General features: G+C 28.9%; 15 protein-coding genes, 1 pseudogene and 1 other annotated feature. All 16 genes and pseudogenes read right to left on the bottom strand.

Translation table 11 applies throughout. The features are described from left to right. Positions 1–152: 152 nt before the first annotated feature. Positions 153–548 carry a CDI toxin immunity protein gene (locus FGL08_RS02430; RefSeq protein ID WP_138209294.1) on the bottom strand — a complete coding sequence of 132 codons (396 nt, stop codon included), beginning with the start codon at positions 546–548 and terminating at the stop codon, positions 153–155. Positions 549–561: 13 nt separating this feature from the next. After that, on the bottom strand, positions 562–786 hold the full coding sequence (locus FGL08_RS02425; RefSeq protein WP_138209293.1) for a hypothetical protein: 225 nt from the start codon (positions 784–786) through the stop codon (positions 562–564). Between the two features lie 898 nt (positions 787–1,684). Continuing rightward, entirely contained in the window at positions 1,685–2,095 is a 411-nt protein-coding gene (locus FGL08_RS02420) for a contact-dependent growth inhibition system immunity protein (protein ID WP_138209292.1), read from the bottom strand. Further along, positions 2,088–2,525 (bottom strand): polymorphic toxin type 28 domain-containing protein, encoded by a 438-nt coding sequence (locus FGL08_RS02415; RefSeq protein ID WP_138211244.1) that lies wholly within the window; start codon positions 2,523–2,525, stop codon positions 2,088–2,090. Before FGL08_RS02415 ends, FGL08_RS02420 begins: the two co-directional genes overlap by 8 nt. 257 nt (positions 2,526–2,782) lie before the next feature. Continuing rightward, complete coding sequence (locus FGL08_RS02410; protein ID WP_197733541.1) at positions 2,783–3,277, bottom strand: SMI1/KNR4 family protein; 495 nt, start codon at positions 3,275–3,277, stop codon at positions 2,783–2,785. 882 nt (positions 3,278–4,159) lie between these two features. After that, positions 4,160–4,963: a deaminase domain-containing protein gene (locus FGL08_RS02405; protein WP_171011957.1), complete on the bottom strand. Its 804-nt coding sequence runs from the start codon at positions 4,961–4,963 to the stop codon at positions 4,160–4,162. A 199-nt stretch (positions 4,964–5,162) separates the two neighbouring features. Then, a pseudogene (locus FGL08_RS02400) lies at positions 5,163–6,391 on the bottom strand (IS110 family RNA-guided transposase). 789 nt (positions 6,392–7,180) lie between these two features. Further along, on the bottom strand, positions 7,181–7,342 hold the full coding sequence (locus FGL08_RS13300; RefSeq protein WP_171011926.1) for a hypothetical protein: 162 nt from the start codon (positions 7,340–7,342) through the stop codon (positions 7,181–7,183). Between the two features lie 51 nt (positions 7,343–7,393). Then, on the bottom strand, positions 7,394–7,714 hold the full coding sequence (locus tag FGL08_RS02395; protein WP_243117926.1) for a hypothetical protein: 321 nt from the start codon (positions 7,712–7,714) through the stop codon (positions 7,394–7,396). Between the two features lie 13 nt (positions 7,715–7,727). Continuing rightward, on the bottom strand, positions 7,728–8,228 hold the full coding sequence (locus tag FGL08_RS13525) for a tyrosine-type recombinase/integrase (RefSeq protein ID WP_243117996.1): 501 nt from the start codon (positions 8,226–8,228) through the stop codon (positions 7,728–7,730). A gap of 25 nt (positions 8,229–8,253) precedes the next feature. Then, positions 8,254–8,610 carry a site-specific integrase gene (locus FGL08_RS13520; protein WP_243117925.1) on the bottom strand — a complete coding sequence of 119 codons (357 nt, stop codon included), beginning with the start codon at positions 8,608–8,610 and terminating at the stop codon, positions 8,254–8,256. Then, positions 8,603–8,869, bottom strand: a complete 267-nt coding sequence (locus tag FGL08_RS02385; RefSeq protein WP_138209290.1) for a Mor transcription activator family protein — start codon at positions 8,867–8,869, stop codon at positions 8,603–8,605. The genes FGL08_RS13520 and FGL08_RS02385 overlap by 8 nt, the downstream gene beginning before the upstream one ends. A gap of 1,285 nt (positions 8,870–10,154) precedes the next feature. After that, positions 10,155–10,577 carry a hypothetical protein gene (locus FGL08_RS02380; protein WP_138209289.1) on the bottom strand — a complete coding sequence of 141 codons (423 nt, stop codon included), beginning with the start codon at positions 10,575–10,577 and terminating at the stop codon, positions 10,155–10,157. 12 nt (positions 10,578–10,589) lie between these two features. After that, the gene (locus FGL08_RS02375) at positions 10,590–17,420 is read right to left on the bottom strand and encodes a fibronectin type III domain-containing protein (protein ID WP_138209288.1); all 6,831 of its coding nucleotides are present in this window, start codon (positions 17,418–17,420) and stop codon (positions 10,590–10,592) included. 252 nt (positions 17,421–17,672) lie between these two features. Next, positions 17,673–18,875 (bottom strand): tyrosine--tRNA ligase, encoded by a 1,203-nt coding sequence (tyrS, locus tag FGL08_RS02370; protein WP_138209287.1) that lies wholly within the window; start codon positions 18,873–18,875, stop codon positions 17,673–17,675. A 108-nt stretch (positions 18,876–18,983) separates the two neighbouring features. Next, positions 18,984–19,248, bottom strand: a binding site (T-box leader). A 245-nt stretch (positions 19,249–19,493) separates the two neighbouring features. Beyond that, on the bottom strand, positions 19,494–20,033 hold the full coding sequence (locus FGL08_RS02365) for a hypothetical protein (RefSeq protein WP_138209286.1): 540 nt from the start codon (positions 20,031–20,033) through the stop codon (positions 19,494–19,496). Positions 20,034–20,093 lie beyond the last annotated feature (60 nt).

Here is a 20,093-nt window from a genome sequence, read left to right as displayed (position 1 = left end):
ATTCTATTAATTCTTTTATTTTTTAGTGCTTCTCTTACTGCATTATTACAATTATGAAATGAAATCTAATCTTAAGATTATTAATTTATCTACACTATTTTTTAATTCTGTTTTATGAAGTCAAATATTTCATATTTTGAATCTAGTAAGCTTTAAAGATATATTAAATCAGCTAACATACCAATTGTCACATCTGATTCATGATAAAATTCTATTACCATACTTTCATCTTCTGCTAATAACCAAGTATCAAAACTTACAGCTATTACATCATCTAAGTTATTTAAAATATTTACCAACTCACTTTTTACTACAGGCATCTCAATATCTCCCCATATGATGTAATACTTTTTATTTCCCTCTATTAGATTTAAATCTTCTAACCCTTTAACTTCTACTATATTCTTAAACTTATCCCAATTAATTCTTCCCCACGTAGTTAGTGGTACCATATTGTAGAACTTATCTTCTATAGCTAGCTTCTCATCACCATTAAATATACATATATCATTACCTAATGCCTCAATACATTCTTCCAATAATGTCATTCTAATCACTCCTCTATTTATTTAAATGTCTTAATAAAGATTCAAAAGTTTTTTCATCACCATCAAAAGGTATTGCTATTTTAGTTGAACTACTTCCTTTACCCCCTCTGAAATCTTCAATATTTATATGTGTGCCTTTATTAAGGCCATAATCCAACCTCCATCTTACTTTTCCATCTGTTGATTGCCTTCCAATAATATTTCCATTTCCTTTACTAGACTTTAATCTCCTATACAATGGTTTTGAGTCATATTCTAAGTCTCCTATAATATCAAAAACTTTATTTCGTGCTTGTTCATATATATGTTTTCTTCCTAAAACTTTTATACTCTGATTTTGTTATAGTGTCTGCCGTAGTCTCAACCCCATCACCTATAACACTTTTAATTTTAGTAATAAGTTTATTGGCTGGTTTTGTGTTATTAGGTATCTTAGTTATATTATAAATGGTATTATTAACTCTTTGTCCTATAATCCTTTCATTTTCATTCTGTTCTTAAAATTTTTTACAACCATATATTTGCGTCTTCAATCTCTACAAGGTATCTATTTAATACATGAATACTCTTATTATTTATTATTTATTATTCAAATAGGTTTTTATTTATATATTTCAATTCTTTTAAGTCCTTGTGCCCCCTCCCCTTGTTCCTATTTCCTAATCCAAGTTCCATTACTTGTATGTTTTATATTTTCAATTCTTTTTATTTTTAAGTGAGACTCTAAATTTTATATCTAGCTAGTCGAAGTTACACCTACGAATGCATATGAGTAGTGTGTTTCCTTTTCTGTCTTTTATCTATTACATATTAATTGTTGTTTTACTCCTTGATTTCAAGTTGAATTAATAGAGCTAATTTTTCCTTAACTTTCAGCTTACGGCGTTTGTATAAGCCTTGTTTTACTTGCTCCTATTTGTATTATATCTACTATTTAGATTTTTATCTATGCCTTATTATCAACCTGATTTTTTGTAAAAAATAATGAGCCAATCTATTTCAATTGACTCATCATCCTATTTCAGTGCATTATTTAGATTATGCAGTTACTTTTTCTATAACTTCTATTTATTTTCCTATAGCTTAGCAGTTATTAGTTTATTTGCAGTTTTTTATAGCATGATTTTGTAGCTAATTTATTTTAATAGCTCTAAACTCTTGTTTAAATTATTTACATATTCGTTATAGTCTTCTTCAGTATCCCAATCGTCTTCTTTAACTATTTTTTTTATTTTATTCATGGTTGTTCTTAAATTATCTACTTGACTATTATATTTACCTAACTCTACATTAGAAAGTAATTTTAATAAATGTCCATCATAAAATTCTCCAGCCATATAATCATCTTCTAATATTTTTATAGCCATTTCAATAGCTGTTTCTAGAAAAGTATTATGAATTAACATCTTAGTTATTTCACACATATTTATATCTTCTGGTTTCTTCTTCAATAAATTTATATACCATTCTTCTGTGGGACATATATTCTTTGCAACCTCTATAGAGATTCCATAAATATCTGATATTATTTTTTCATCATTACTCAATGTTTATCCCTCCATATACCTTAAATAGTTCTTCTATTCTATTTAAATAGTAATTACCTTTATCTACATTCTCTTGTATAATTTTTCTTGTTGCACCTGATAAATTAGGATTTTTCAGAGAATTCCCAAGTCCTTTTGTTATCTTTTTCAGACCTACGTATGCATCCTCTACTTCTTTCTTATGATTAAATGCACTTCCGTCTGGTCTTAAAACTGGATTTCCTTCTAAATCTCTTAAAGCCCCAGAAAAATCTGATTCCTTAAGATGGTCATTTATTACATTATTCATTCTCTCAATATATTTACTTTGTGTTCTTGTTAATTCTGGTGTTTGTGTAACACCCTTATTCCTCTTACTCTTACTAAGTTTTTCTCTATCTTTATTTAAGAGTTTATTAGAATGTATAGCTACTGTTACTGCTACTAGCATTGCTAACAACTAAAGTTGTACTGGTTCCTAATGACACCACCGCTGCCACTAAATATAGATTTGTATTTGAAAATCCTTTTTCATCTATAGCGTTAAAAAATTTAATAAACACTGTATCTGTTAAAATCTTATTATAAACTCGCTTTCCTAAAAAATAAATCTAGCATATCAAATTAATGATACACTGGATTTTATGTACCTATCTTTATTTAAATCTAATTAAATATTTATCGTATTTTATTACATCTCAATATATTTTAAATATCTAGCTCCATTTTAATTCTACTTAATAAAAATTCACCAAAATCTTTGGAAATCTCTTCATATATCTGATATTCTCTATCTATTCCTGGAACAAAGGACACAACCGTTGGTTCACCTTCTTTATTTATGTTATTAAAGTTTAAACAAATTAGTTCTTCACTTCCTGTATCATAAATAGATAGTAACCAATATGGAATTTGAGCGTCTCTTCTCTCTACAAGCGTATACCATATTGCATCTGGAACCCTAGAATTATCAAAATCTTCTCTAACAATGCCATATATCTCTTCTGAACCAAAACTTAAAGCTCCAAACTTAAGTAAGAAATCTGTATAGCTCTTAGGAAATTTCATATTTAACCTTTTCTCTGCCATTTCGATTAACTTATATGAACATCCTCCTATATCATCTTTTAATTCTTCATTATCTTCAATTAAATTTACTGCCTTCTCGTAATCTTTATAACCCACCATTTCATCTCCTATCATTTTTAAAATTATTATCCCTGACTCCTTAAATTTTCCATATTGTTAAAACTTTTAAATAGCATAAATTTTAATCACCTCATTTCTTAAAAATTGCATTTTACTTTCCTGCTATTCCAACGCCCTAAATAAATCTTCTATGGGTAATTCACTTCTAATGCGTATATTTTCTAATACTGAATTTTTAATATATATACTCTTACCCACACCTTCATTCCTCTTAGCATTTATAAGCTTTTCCGTATCTTCACTTAAAAGTTGTTGAGAATGTTATAGATCCTGCTTCTGCGACCACTACCATTAGCGTACTAATAGTGGCCTCTGCTATTGCTATGCCTAAGCAAATACCTGAATGTACAAATTTATCCGTAACTTTAGACTTAAAATATGCTATAAATAAAGTATCAACCATAGTCTTAGATAATATGAGTGAATAATTATATTCTGGTAAAAGATCATTTGCAAGCCCATCAATTTCGCAGTACCTCTTACTGTCCCTAAAAATAAATTATTCTCAACACCTATGATAACACTACGTATAAAGTTTTTTAAGTCCTCTATTGTTATTTCTACTCATAGATTTCAAGTTGAATTAATAGAGCCAATATTTACTTAGCCTTCAGCTTACGTCATTTTCATAAGCCTTGTTTTACTTACTGCTATTTGTATTATATCTACTGTTTAGATTTTTATTTATGCCTTACTATCAACCTGATTTTGTATAAAAAATAATGAGCCAATCTATTTCAATTGACTCATCATATTTGACTGCATTATTAATATTATGTAGTAAAGTTAATTGCTATTCATATACTAAATTACAAAAAGTTAAATTTAATACTAATATATAATTATTTTTGTAGTTAGTTTTACATTTAAATGTATCTAATTTGAAATATATCCAGACACTTCACTTATTTCTTCCTTAAAAACTTTTAACTCCTCCTCGTTTAAATTATACTTTGATAAGTCTAACATATTAAAACTTTCAATTTTCTTTTTCAAAACTTGTTTAAAATCATCACCTAATGCTTTTCCACATCTAGCAAATCTAGTACCAATTGTTATAGACATCACTATTTCATCAAGCTCATTCTGTGGTTGATCATAATACATACATTGTGATGCTGCAACATCATAAGTACTTCCTTGTTCTACCCACATATAAAAAGATTCCAAAGTTCTAAACTTGCTTTCATAAAAATTGTATTTGTTCATCAAATATAACCTTCTTTCTATTTTTTTTATCTTATATATTATTTCAATATCTATGTTAGGATATAATTTAAAAAATTGTTTTATTACATCTAAACAACTTGGGCAACATTCTAATTCAGTAAAGAATTTAATTTTATCTACTGTATTATACTTGGTTCCCAATTGATTTTGTATTTCTGAAAGTATTTTAAATTCAGTATCAACATCTCTTAACCACGCTCCAGCTCCACCTACTACATTGTTTCCATCAACTTTGATTGCCTTTAATAAAGTTGAATCTAGTTTTATTGAAATCCAAGTTCCTTTAACACTCTCTATCTCTGCCTGTATTGCACTATGTGCAAAATATTCATTTTTAGTTATATCCTCTATAGTTACTTGAGCACATCCAAAATTACCTTTTCCTATAGCCCATTGTGGCAGTTTATTTTTATATTTATTGCTTATATTTAAGAAATTAACATCTGCCACTTCATCAAGCAATCTTATGGTAGTTTTAGCTTTACCTATCCCCTTGAGGCAGAGTCTGTCTTTATATTTTTAGTGGTAAGGATTGAGTTCTTTCAATCCTTACCACAGTTTTAAGACCACTTCTAACTACTTATCATTTTTTCTGTTATGTAGTTACTTTTTTAGCCTTAGTTTTCCTTAATATGTTAATATTATTTTATCATGCTACTTCTTTTATTTCTGCAGTAGGCATTACATATTCAGTTTTATTCTTCATCATTCCATAGATAATGTTATTAAGCCTTCTCATTACACACACTAATGCTTGTATTTTAGTTTTACCTTCTAAAACTTTTCTCTTGTAGTATTCTAGGAAAACTGGATTTCTAGGAGTTCCTTTCTTAGAGACTTGTATCTGTTGCACTGCTAGGAAGTAGAACACTCCGTAAAGTTCTCTATTACCCTGTTTACTCTTCTTATCTTTTCCTTTACCTGCTGAACTGAAGTTTACTGGTGCTATTCCAGAAAATTTAGCTAGCTTATCAGTGTTTCGGAATCTTTTTATATCTCCTATGTGAGCAACTAGTGCTATTGCAGTTACAGTATCTATTCCTGGAATTGTTTCTAGCTTCAAGTCTAGTAGTTTTAGTAGCTTTTTCATTTCTACCTCAACTTTCTTGATTTCTTCACTCTTGAATGCAATGTCTCTTACAATGCTTTGAATGATGAAATCTCTAAACTCCTGGTATTCTCTTGTTGTATCTCCATCACTTTCTACAATATCTAGTATCTCTTTAGCCTTTCTTGTGGAGCAACTATTATGACTAGGTTTCCTTAGAAACTCTGCTAGTTCTTCATCAGTTACACCTTTCAGGTGTTCGGTGATGGGTACTTCTCGTAGAATGCTAATGCAGTTTTACTATTCACATCAGAAAAAAATTTCTTATAGCTTGGGTAATTATAGTTTAGGTTTTCATGAAGTTGATTAGTTAGAGTTGTTACTGCTTTTACTATTGAATCTCTTCTATTCACCATCATTTTTATAGTCCAGTACAAGTCTTGTGGATTAGACTCTGGCAGTGTATCTAGTTTTCTTAGAAGAACTGACGCAATGCAATTAGCGTCCCAATCATCACTCTTTTTAGTAGTTGGGTAACTCATCCTTTCCATGAAGGAAAGTGCGGAGTTTACTTCCTTTACTATCATTCCTCTTTCAATTAGAACCACTGCTAGACTTCTACCGTAGCCATGAACATCTTCAAGTCCATATACTGGTGTTAGCTTACCTGATATCTTCTTTACTTTATTCATTAGTCGTGCGAAATCAGAAGGCTTATTCTCAATTGTTATTGAATCTATCTTCTCATCCCAGCAATCAATTATTACAGAGGTATGGGTATCTTTATGTAGGTCTAATCCAACATATATATGGTTTTGCTTTTTATGCATATCTACTCACTCCTATTCATTATTCTATGCAGGAACGCAGGCAACCTCAGTTTGAAAAGCATTCAATCAATTCTTCTTAGAGAATTATTGTGCATAGGGGCGAAATCCAATCCGTTCTTGTTCTGCTAGATGTAATGACATTGTAGTTTTCAATGAAATCATTCTTGAATCTTCTACTTTGAGATATCCCACTACCGCATTAGTTACTATTTATTTTAGGTTCATTATATCTGATATTTCAGAACCTTGATTATACTTGAGCTCTGATTTTATCTATGTTTACAATGTTCCTAGACTTCCTTGCCTTGTCCTAGTTTTACAATTTCCAGTTAAGGACTTCCTAGGCTAAAAAGTTTTCACTTTAACACTTTTTATTAATTTCATTTTTGACATCTTCTATTTTCTCTTTCTTACCCTTTCTACCTCCTATTTATATTTTATTTTTCTTTTTACTCTCCATAGTCTCTTTTTTTAATTTCCAGTTACTCCATTTCAACTGAAAATATCGTCATTATTGACATGACGACATTACGGTGACAACGATATTTTCTTTTTATGTTGGGTACATTGTGGACTGAATCGGCGCGTAGCTATTTCTGTTGAAACCATTGATTTCGCTAGACTTGGGCTAGTGGGTGCTTTACTTATAGAATTTTCTTTTATATTTCACTTATTATTTAGTTATTTTTCAGTCTATTTTTATTGAATGAATGTGTCCACATACCCAACCTATTGATTTATCTAGGTTTTATCTTCCCACAATCCGCCCAACATCAGTCCACTTCCGCCCTACTTGAACCTATTAGGTAGATTCCTCCACAATGTTGCTGACGCTACACCGCTAACTTTTGCTATTTCTTCAACTGCTCCAAGTGATGACATTCCACTTAGTACAAGTAGTATTATTCTTGCAATTAGTATGGCTATTTCCATCTTTTCATCTCCTTTCATATTTCATATACTTTCAGAAAATTCTCGTTTTCTGTGCCTAGTTTACCGATTTTATGGTATAGGGTTATCCCGAAGGAATCTCCTAGAATGAATGTTGATTTCATTATCTATTTCAATTATTTCTGTAAACTCTGGTATTGATGTTATCTTCTCTGATTCCTTATCAAGTAGGTTGTACTTATTTAGAACTTCTATTGAATCATCATCTTCAAGTACTACTATGTCTCCAACTTCCTTTAGGTTGTACATTCTCCAATATTTATCTACAACACTTTCAGCTATTTCTTGAAAATGTTGTAGTATTTCCTTCTTCAACTCCTTTGGAGTTATCTCGGCTTTCTCTATGTCCTCTAATGTATTTATTATTATCATTTTTCAATCCCTCCTATAGTAGATTTACTGCTTTTAGTTTTTCTTCTCTGCTACTATTGATGTAGAATGTTGCAGTAGTATCTACACTGCTATGACCTGCTAGTTTACTTACTGTTGAAATTGGTACGCCTCTATTTATTAGCCTTGTACAGAAGGTATGTCTAAAGGTATGAGGTTTTAACTTATTTACCATTCCTATCTCATTAGTTAATCTTTCAAGAATTGTATTTATAGCATCTCTTCTCAATGCTCCTCTTTGACCTATTATTAGATATTCTGAATCTTTTAAGCTGTAATATCTATCTTTAATGTATTCCTTTATTACATCAGCTAAATCGAATTTTAGTGGTACTTCTCTAAACTTTCCACCCTTACCATATATCTTTATGGAGTAGTTTAAGAAATCAATATCTTTTATCTTGATACTACATAGTTCACTTACTCTAACACCTGTGTAAAGTAGTAACATTGCAATTACTTTATTTCTTTTACTTACCTTGTTCTCGTTCTGAATGTAGAAGAGTATTCTGTAAACCTCCTTATCTGAATAGACCTCTACTTGTTTCTCCGATCCGTAGGCTATTTTTTATTTTTACTCTATCTTTAGAATTTTCTACAACTATTTCTTTCATCTCACCAGTTTCTACTAGATATCTATTTAATGCATGAATGCTATTTATCTTTTTATTTATTGTTGCTACCTCATAGTTACTATCTACTAGAAAATTCTTGTAGCTTACTACGTAGAATCGTTGTAGAGTACTATTGAAATCAGCTCCTTTACTTCCTAGAAATTCTATGAATGCTTTTATGTCTCCAATGTAGCTTTCAATTGTTTTAGGACTTTTACCATCTTCAATTAGACTTACCTTGAAACTTTCTACTATTTCATTCATTGTTATTGCTCCTCTCAATTTTCTTTAATAGTTTTCTTGTCCTGTTATCTGTGTATCCTAATTTCTTAGCTAGTTTTTTGCTATCGCTTACGGACCTACCTTGAAGTTCTTTAATCACATAGGATTTAGAATGTAATCTCATTGGAAAGTTTACTTGTTGACCTTTGAAATATTCATGTATTTTTATAGTTACTTCTAAGCCTAGTAATTCAATTAGCTCTTCATATATTCCATTGAAATCTGATTTATTTATACTCAATCCCTCCTTCTTGAAATAGAAAAAGAGTTAATGCTTCCTTGATTAGAAACATTAACTCTGTTATCAGATTTATGATATATATTTATCATCTATTTTAAATTCAGTTGATTTAGCCTTTATTTACAGCTTTTCAATCTGAATGGTATTCTTATTCACACTTTCTGTAATCTCTGTTTTTAGTTACCTTATCGTTGTTTTTTGATGTATTGTACTTTTTAGATATCTATTCCATCTGAATGATTTTATTATCTATTGATTATTTATTACTTAATCACTTATTACTTGATACTCAATTATTACTTTATTTACTTATCTATTACCTATTCTTACTTTATCTATCTCTTATCAATTCTTATTTATTCTGATTATTTCTTATTTATCAATTTATCTTTTCTTTCAATTTCTTTATCTTTATTTACTTTTATTGAAATAGATTTTTAGTAATCTATTTCAATTCTTACCTTTCTTCTTAGTTCCTTATTCCCCGCTCCCCCCATTACTTCTTCCAAGTCCCGAGTTCCAACTCTCTAGTTCCAAGTTCCATTATTTATATGTTTCATCTTTCCAATTCTTTTTATTTTTGAGTGAAATTCAATTTAGCCACCACATATACTATGTTATCAATTCCCCTCGATTTCAAGTGGAATTATTGAGTATAGGATTTCCTACGCTTTCAGTATTCAGTGTACTTTCATGCCTTGTTATCCTAGATTGTAAGGTTATCCAATCTACTATCTATTCAATTTAGATTAGTTATCAGCCATTTTATTGAAAATCCGTTGATTTAGCCTTTCTGTACAGCTTTTTAGTTTTATTGACACTCTTATTCACATTCTCTAAAATCTCTGTTTTCTAATGTGCTATCATTGCTTTTTGATGTATCTGTCTCGATTGATGTACTGTATTTTTCAGCTATCTACTCTAGTGAATAATTTTACTATTTCTTATTACTCTATTATCTCTTATCATTTCTTCATTCATATTAGATATTGCTTATCTCTTCTTCAACTCCTTAGCTTTCAGCTTACGGTGTTAGTGTAATCATTATTTTCTTAGCTATTGAAACCATTGATAGTATTTCAGTAGCATTATCTACATCATTTATTACCAAGGTAATTGGATGTAAAAAAATAATGAGCCAATCTATTTCAATTGACTCACTATCTCATTTTACTGCATTATTTAAGTTATGCAGTACTAAAATCCCTTGCTATTATTAACTTAACTATATTCTGATATTACTATTTTTTATGCAGTTAATTAAATTATAATTTCGCATCCTAGGTTATTGAATCTCCAATTCTAGTGAACCATTTACTTCTATTGTAGTATCAACTTCTATCTCTACATCATCTTCAAATTCAACTACAATATCATCACCTAACTCTTCAATTCTACACACAATAATATCACTATCATCTACTTCTTTTACTGTTGCTATTGCAGTAATATTTGAAGAATTGTTAATAGATTGATTATATCCTTTTCTATCTTCATCTACGATTTTAAATTCGGTTACTAAATCTATTTTTAGAATACCATTTATGGTGTCACCTTTTTTTCTCTTGATTGGAATATTAGTATTCTCAAGATATTCATCATATTCTATAAAATGAGCATATACTCCTTCTAGAGAACTATCCATTTTAATCTTAGCCCATCTTTCATAGCCATCTCCATATATTTCTTCAATCTCATAACTTTTCATTATCAAAACTCCTTATTGTAATTTGTTGAATGATTTTATGTCACTAGGCATCATTGATTGGATTTTTCCATCTTTAAAGATTACTACAATACCTTTTTTAGGCTTTGCTGCTCCCTCTAAATAGTATATCTGTTTTCCATTAACTTCTCTCAATATACCATTATTTTTAACTTTTAATACCTGATCAGTAAAATTGTTGAATCCATCTACAGTATTCTCAAATTTTGATGCATCAACTCCTAATCTTTCTGCTAATGAAGGTATACGTTCTGGGTACTTTTCCCAATAGTCAGCAAAATGTTTTACTCCTTGATTTGTTCCATCTTCTAATGTTCCCCATAACTTAGCCGATGACGATTCTAACATTTGCTCTCTTATAGGTTTACTTACCCCCTTATTCCTCTTAGCATTCCTAAGCTTTTCCGTATCTTCGCCTAAAAGATGTTGAGAATGTATAGCTCCTGCTTCTGCAACTACTGCCATTACCATGCTAATAGCTGCCTCTGCTATTGCTACCTCAGCTATGCCCATTCCTACAACTGCAGATGTTCCTCCTGTTGGAAGAGCTGCAATGGCACCTGCACCTGCCGATGCCATTGCTACACCTAAACAAATACCTGATTGTAAAAACTTATCAATAGCTTTGGAAGTAAAATATACTGTAAATACAGTATCAACCATAGTTTTAGCTAACATGAATGAATAATCATCTTCTGGTAAAGGACCGTTTGCAAGCCCCATCAATTTCGCAGTACCTCTTACTGCCCCTAAAAATAAATTATTATCAACACTTATAATCACACCATGTATAAAGTTTTTTAAGTCCTCTTTTGAACAAGTTATATATTCTATACCAGTCTCTCTTATTAAATTATTAACAAGTTTATTTAAATTACCTTCAGCATGTATTCCAAATTGCTTTAATTCCTTAATAAAATAATTAATTCCTGTAGATTCAGGGATTTCTTTTATTATATCAAGTATATTAATATTTATCGTTTGTCCAATTCTATTTATTAAATACACAGGTGTTTCTATTATAGCACCTTTAGACCCACTATAATCAAGTATATTGAATCGGCAACCGTTATGATTCTTAAGGTTTATTAATTGATGAAATTGTCCTGTTAATAATACTTTGTGGTTTCCGCTAGCATAGAAATTATCTGATTGATATCCAGCCTCTTTGAAATCACCTTTTAATTCAAACACTCCATTAGTGAGTTTTTCTTCATGGCTTTGCGTTGATTCTGTGAAAAAATTCCCATATACCAATACATAATCAGATGGATTTAACATATATAGTGATGAATTTCCTACTATATCATAGTCATCCTCTACTATTAGTTTTCCTTTGTTAATTTTTATATCTGAATTATTTTGATTTAGATTCCATAGAACTGCTATTTTTCCAGAATTCAAATCTAATCTAGAATTGTAAAGGTTAAAGTACCCATCTATAGTTAAAGAATGACCATTTAAATACATGCTTGAATTTTTCAGTTCAAGATCTCCATTGAATCTATCATCTTCTAATAAAGTTATCTTAGTTCCAACTAGAGTTAAATCATCGTTAACTATCTTACTAAGTCCCAATAAATTAGAAGAAATACTTACTGGGCCTTGGAACTCTACTCCCTTAGATTTACTTAAGTCTAGTATATTAAATTGTGATCTATCACTATTCTTGAATACTATCTTTTGAGTTTCAGCCCCGCTTAATACTACTTTATGTGTTCCATTAGCATGGAAGCTCCATGTATTTCCTTCCTCTTTTATGAAATCTCCTTTTACTTCTAGAGTTCCTGCTTTAAATTTATTCTCTTGATCCCCTGTAGACTCTGTCCTAAAGTGACCTTTTACTAGAACATAATCTTCTTCTTCCAACATATATAGCAATGAGGAACCTTTTAATTCATAATTTCCTTCTACTATTAATTTCCCCTTATTTAAATATATAGAGTCGCCAGCTTGTTTTAGGTTTCCATTTATTTTCAACTCTTTTCCATTTAAATTTATTGTTGTATTTATTAATTCACAACTACTATCTATAACTTCATTTTTTTGTAAAGTTATATTTGAATGTATTATTCTTAGATTTTCACCTTTTATATTCTTAATAGTTCTTAGCTTTATCGGTGTCATAAACTCTACTTTTACAGATCTAATTGTATCTAATATGTTAAATTGTGACTTATCACAATTATTAAATATTACTTTTTGAATTTTATCTCCACTTAGCACTACTTTGTGCATTCCATTAGCATAAAAACTCCATTTGTTTCCGCCCTCTTTTACAAAATCTCCTTTTACTTCTAGAGTTCCTGCTTTAAATTTATTCTCTTGATCCCCTGTAGACTCTGTCCTAAAGTGACCTTTTACTAGAACATAATCTTCTTCTTCCAACATATATAGCAATGAGGAACCTTTTAATTCATAATTTCCTTCTACTATTAATTTCCCCTTATTTAAATATATAGAGTCGCCAGCTTGTTTTAGGTTTCCATTTATTTTCAACTCTTTTCCATTTAAATTTATTGTTGTATTTATTAATTCACAACTACTATCTATAACTTCATTTTTTTGTAAAGTTATATTTGAATGTATTATTCTTAGATTTTCACCTTTTATATTCTTAATAGTTCTTAGCTTTATCGGTGTCATAAACTCTACTTTTACAGATCTAATTGTATCTAATATGTTAAATTGTGACTTATCACAATTATTAAATATTACTTTTTGAATTTTATCTCCACTTAGCACTACTTTGTGCATTCCATTAGCATAAAAACTCCATTTGTTTCCGCCCTCTTTTACAAAATCTCCTTTTACTTCTAGAGTTCCTGCTTTAAATTTATTCTCTTGATCTCCTGTAGACTCCGTCCTAAAATTACCTTTTACTAGAACATAATCTTCTTCTTCCAACATATATAGCAATGAGGAACCTTTTAATTCATAATTTCCTTCTACTATTAATTTCCCTCTATCTAGATATATGGAGCCTCCGTCCTGTTTTAGATTTCCACTTATTTTTAATTCCTTATTATTAATTCTTATTATTGTATTTATTAATTGTAACTCTTTACTATTAATATTTAAGATATACCCATTCATATTTATAGTACAATTATTAAATATAAATTCTCCTATTATATTTTCATTTTGATCTAAATTTATATTTGAATCCTTTATTGTAACCTTACTTCCTCTTATATTTTTAAGAAACCTAACTTTTATAGATGTCTCAAAATCTACTTCTTTAGCATTACTTACATCTAGTATATTAAATTGTGATTTATCACAATTATTAAATATTACTTTTTGAATTTTATCTCCACTTAGCACTACTTTGTGCATTCCATTAGCATAAAAACTCCATTTGTTTCCGCCCTCTTTTACAAAATCTCCTTTTACTTCTAGAGTTCCTGCTTTAAATTTATTCTCTTGATCTCCTATAGACTCCGTCCTAAAATTACCTTTTACTAGTATATAACATTCTTCCTGTAACATATACAAGAGTGAATAACCCTTTAATTCGTAATTTTTATCTATTATTAGTCTTCCTCTGTCTATATATATATTACTTTCGCCTTGTTTTAAGCTTCCATTTACTTTTAACTCTTTTCCATTTAAATTTATTGTTGTATTTATTAATTCACAACTACTATCTATAACTTCATCTTCTTGTAAAGTTATATTTGAATGTATTATTTTTAAATTTTCACCTTTTATATTCTTAAGATTTTTTAGCTTTATAGGTGTTATAAACTCTACTTTTGCAGAGCCAATTGTATCTAATATATTAAATTGTGAATTATCACAGTTATTAAATATTACTTTTTGAGTTTTACCCCCGCTTAATACTACTTTGTGTGTTCCATTAGCATAAAAACTCCATTTGTTTCCGCCCTCTTTTACAAAATCTCCTTTTACTTCTAAAGTTCCTGCTTTAAATTTATTCTCTTGATCTCCTGTAGACTCAGTCCTAAAGTTACCTTTTACTAGAACATAATCTTCTTCTTCCAACATATATAGCAATGAGGAATCCTTTAACTCATAACTTCCTTCTATTATCAATTTCCCTCTATCTAGATATATGGAGCCTCCGTCCTGTTTTAGATTTCCACTTATTTTTAATTCCTTATTATTAATTCTTATTATTGTATTTATTAATTGTAACTCTTTACTATTAATATTTAAGATATACCCATTCATATTTATAGTACAATTATTAAATATAAATTCTCCTATTATATTTTCATTTTGATCTAAATTTATATTTGAATCCTTTATTGTAACCTTACTTCCTCTTATATTTTTAAGAAACCTAACTTTTATAGATGTCTCAAAATCTACTTCTTTAGCATTACTTACATCTAGTATATTAAATTGTGATTTATCACAATTATTAAATATTACTTTTTGAATTTTATCTCCACTTAGCACTACTTTGTGCATTCCATTAGCATAAAAACTCCATTTGTTTCCGCCCTCTTTTACAAAATCTCCTTTTACTTCTAGAGTTCCTGCTTTAAATTTATTCTCTTGATCTCCTATAGACTCCGTCCTAAAATTACCTTTTACTAGTATATAACATTCTTCCTGTAACATATACAAGAGTGAAGAACCCTTTAATTCGTAATTTTTATCTATTATTAGTCTTCCTCTGTCTATATATATATTACTTTCGCCTTGTTTTAAGCTTCCATTTACTTTTAACTCTTTTCCATTTAAATTTATTGTTGTATTTATTAATTCACAACTACTATCTATAACTTCATCTTCTTGTAAAGTTATATTTGAATGTATTATTTTTAAATTTTCACCTTTTATATTCTTAAGGTTTTTTAGCTTTATAGGTGTTATAAACTCTACTTTTGCAGAACCAATTGTATCTAATATATTAAATTGTGAATTATCACGATTATTAAATATTACTTTTTGAGTTTTACCCCCGCTTAATACTACTTTGTGTGTTCCATTAGCATAAAAACTCCATGTGCTTCCGCCCTCTTTTACAAAATCTCCTTTTACTTCTAGAGTTCCTGCTTTAAATTTATTCTCTTGATCTCCTGTAGACTCTGTCCTAAAATTACCTTTTACTAGAACATAATCTTCTTCTTCCAACATATATAGCAATGAGGAACCTTTTAATTCATAATTTCCTTCTACTATTAATTTCCCTCTATCTAGATATATAGAGGCTCCGTCCTGTTTTAAATCTCCATTTACATTTAACGTTTTATTATCAAGCCTTATTGTACTATTACATACATAAGTATCTCCCGTTAATGTAAGATTTTCATTTAATGATAGACTAGCAGTTATTAGATTAATATAGCTTGTCCAATCACTATAGTAAGATGAGTATTTTTTAGCTCTTACTCTAACCCTATGCAAACTTTTACTTCCATTTAATTGTATAGTATAACAATTTTCTCCTTGAACATTTATTATTTTATCATTGACTTCTAAATCATATGATTCTGAACCTTCTACCTTGTCCCAAATAATCTTTACACCATTTGATGAAGATTCCACCTTAAAATTCTTAGGCAATTTGGGATTTTCTATCTTTATTGATATGTTTAACTCTTGACTCCATGGACCTAAAATATCATCATTTTTCCCTCTTATTTTAACTAAATATATCTTATCTTCCTTTAATGTTTCGCTTATATATTCTGTGACATTACTAATGTGTACTATTTTGTCATTTATCAATAAATCATAGGAGTTAACATTCTCTATTCCATCCCAAGTTATTTTTAACTTATCTTGGATAACCTCACCTTTTATATTTAATGGTGCAGTTTTTATGTATTTATCTTTTAATTCATCGATATTATTGTTATCTATTAAGTCATCATGATTTTTTTCTAACTTTTCTGTATTATCTTTACTATTTTCTTTCTTATCTTCTTCTTTTTTGTTTTCTTCTTGAACCTCTTCTTCTACTTTATTTTCAGTGTCCTTAGTCTTTATTGGCTTACTATCCTCTGTTTTTTTAGCTTCAACTTTAGTATTGTCTACTTCTTTATTTGAATCTAAGTTAGGTTCCTTTTTAAGATTTTCTTTATTTAAATCTTCACTATTATTATTTTCTTCTTTAGTATCAACTGTTCTTTTACTTTGAGAATCATTCTTTTCTTTTGCATCTACACGTTTTTCTTTAACTTCATTAGGTTTATCCTGATTTTTTTCTTCCTTTATCTCTTGTTTTTTATCATCCTTGTTTCCTTTATCTACACTTCTATCATTTTCTTCCTTTTTACTTTTTTCTTCATTCCCTTGTTTAAATTTTATTTTTCTATCTCGTTCCTTTAAATAATCTTTTTCCTTTTTACGATTTTCTAAAGTATTCTTTTTTAATTGTTCTATGTATTTAGAATACGCTACTTTTATTTTAGTTCCATCATTTAATTCTTTTGGATCTAATTTGATTTGACTAATATCACTCTTGTTTAATTGGATATTAGTCTTTTTTATTTGCAACTGGTTAGAACTATTTTTAATCTTCGTACTATTTTTTGCGTTATTCTTATGTGTACTTTTTTTCTTATCCTCTTCTGTATTATTGTTAATTTTAACTGTTGTGTTCTTCCCCTTATTTAAATCTGTTTTAGAACTATCTGTAGTTTTTTCATTTTTATCTAATAGTTCTAAAAGCTTTTTGGGATAAACATATACTTGTGCCTTATCTTCTATTCTTTCATTTGTATTTTTCTTAGAAGGTAAAACTTCTTTTGCAAATACTTCATGAACAGAAAATGAAAATGTATTAAATACATAAACAAAGATAAGTATTAGGCTTAAATTCCTTATACTCTTATTTTTATACACTTTATTCCCCCCCTTGATTTTTCGTTAATATTTTATTAACATTATTAGAATACCATTTTAAACAACAATCCGCAATATTTTGGTATATTTTCTTTTATATATTTTATTACCTAATAATAAACATGTTTATTATTTATTAATAGTTAATGTTTTATTTAGGAAAAAGCTTTTTAAAAACATTAAACCAAAAAACCTCCTCAAGTTTTACACTTAAGGAGGTTTTAATAATAGTCATCGTCCATATATTTTTACCTATTTTAAAATTATTTTCACTAAAGTTTTTTTACCTATTTTTATTATCATTTCTTCTTTAGGAGTTAATTCTGTAAGTTCTGTTACCTTTTCGTCATTTATCTTCACTCCACCTTGTGATGCAAGTCTTCTTACTTCACTTTTACTTTTTACTATATTATTTTGAACTAGGATATCTAGAAGGTTAAAGTTTTCTTTAGAAGCTTCTATGGTATTTATATCTTCTGGAATTTGGTTTTCGCTAAATACTTTTATAAATCTCTCTTCTGCCTTTTTAGCTTGCTCAATTCCATGGTATAAGCTAACTATTTCTCTAGCTAAGTTCATCTTAATATCTCTTGGATTTTTTCCACTTTCTAATTCACTGTTTATTTTCTTAACTTCATCTGGATGAACATCTGTCACAAGATTGTAGTATTTAATAATTAATTCGTCTGGAATAGTCATGGATTTTTCGTACATTACCTCTGGTGATTCATCTATACCAATGTAGTTTCCAAGGCTTTTACTCATTTTATCCACGCCATCAGTTCCTTCTAATAGTGGCATAAATATGATTGCTTGACTATCTTGACCGTATTCTTTTTGGAGCATTCTTCCCATAAGCACATTAAATCTTTGGTCTGTCCCTCCAAGTTCGATGTCTGCTTTAATTTCTATGGAATCATAGCCTTGCATTAATGGGTAGAAGAATTCGTGAATTGCTATTGGCTGATGATTTTCATATCTCTTTTTAAAATCTTCCCTCTCGAGCATTCTAGCAACAGTCATGGTAGATGCTAAACTAATTACATTCTGGAGATTAAGGGCAGATAGCCATTGGCTATTAAATTTAACTTCTGTTTTATCTCTATCTAAAACCTTAAAAATCTGTGTTTCATAAGTTTTGGCATTTTCTATAACCTGTTCTCTAGTAAGAGGCTTTCTAGCCTTTGATTTCCCTGTAGGGTCTCCAATCATTCCTGTGAAATCACCTATAATAATTACTGCCTTGTGTCCTAAGTCTTGTAGTTGTTTTATCTTTCTTAAGACTACTGTATGGCCTAGATGAATGTCTGGTGCACTTGGATCTAGTCCTAATTTTACTATTAGTTGTCTATTTTCTTTTTCAGCATTTATAAGCTTTTCTTTTAAATCCTCAAGACCTATAATTTCATCTGCACCTTTTTGAATAATTTTAATTTGTTCCTCCATGGTTTTCATTAGTATTCCTCCTTTAAATTTTAATATAATTTAAATATTTAACTTTAAAATTATAAAGTTCTATGACTTAATAAAACTTTTATATAAAATAAAAAACTCTCGTCCTAATAAAAGGACGAGAGTAATATTCTCGTGTTACCACCTTAATTCATTGATATTTCACAATAACAACCTTATCAAGTACTCTAGAAATATTCTAGGTATACTCTAGCACTATAACGTGTGCAGGAACCGACATCTGCCTACTGGTTGTTATCTTTCGGAGTGCTGCTCAGAGATGTATTCAAATTAACTTATCTTTGCCCCTCTCACCCACCGGGAACTCTCTGTAAAGTCTTTAGCTAATTCTACTTCTTCTCTTCAAAGCTTTATTTATCTCTTTTACGATATTTTAGAATATTAATTCTATTTTGTCAAGCTTCAATTAAAATTATTATGTTTTTTAAAATGAACTATTAATTTAGTATTTAATAAAAGAAAATCTCTCATCCTAATAAAAGGACGAGAGAAATATTCTCTATTACTAATTTATTTTATTTTGTAAAGTTTCAAATGTAAGTAATATCTATAATTTTTGCAATATATATTCTAATATTAAGTTCTTTTTTTGCTGAAAACTTAATTTAATTTAACTTTTACCCTTTTCCATTTTTCTTCAGGCATATCACTTTTATAAGGATATTGTATTTCAACTTCATTTTCATTTATCCAATTTACTTTATAGTGATTATCTTCAAATGGTTTCGAAACATCCTCTGTATTCAATTCTTCTGTAGCTATCCTCTTCTTAAAAATTAATAACTTTCTCTCATATACTTTTATAGAAGTAGGTATTGTTAATACCTGTCTTTCTGATATTATTAGTGTCTTACCACTTTTAGGTGATTTAACATATGTCCTAGCTGCCTCGCCAATGAACATATAAATATTAGCATTTATAACAAATATAAACGCTACTCCAACCCACAATATTCCACTAAATATCTTTGATTTAAATTCGAAAGATAATTTTAAAAATACTAAAATCACTAAATTTAGTATAGCTACATTCCAAATATCAATAAAGTAACAATTATGAAATCTAGCAAAATAAAACACCAAAGCTTTTATGATTGATAATACTATAAAAATAAAGAAACATTGTTTTTTAAACTTCATTTAAAATCCCCCTGAATTTCCCCTTTACATGTTGAAACTTTACTTATTTAATATTGCCTA

This window comes from Hathewaya histolytica, from assembly GCF_901482605.1.
GTDB lineage: Bacteria > Bacillota > Clostridia > Clostridiales > Clostridiaceae > Hathewaya > Hathewaya histolytica.
Note: the sequence above shows the minus strand (reverse complement) of the source record. Positions and strands in the feature narration are given on the sequence as shown.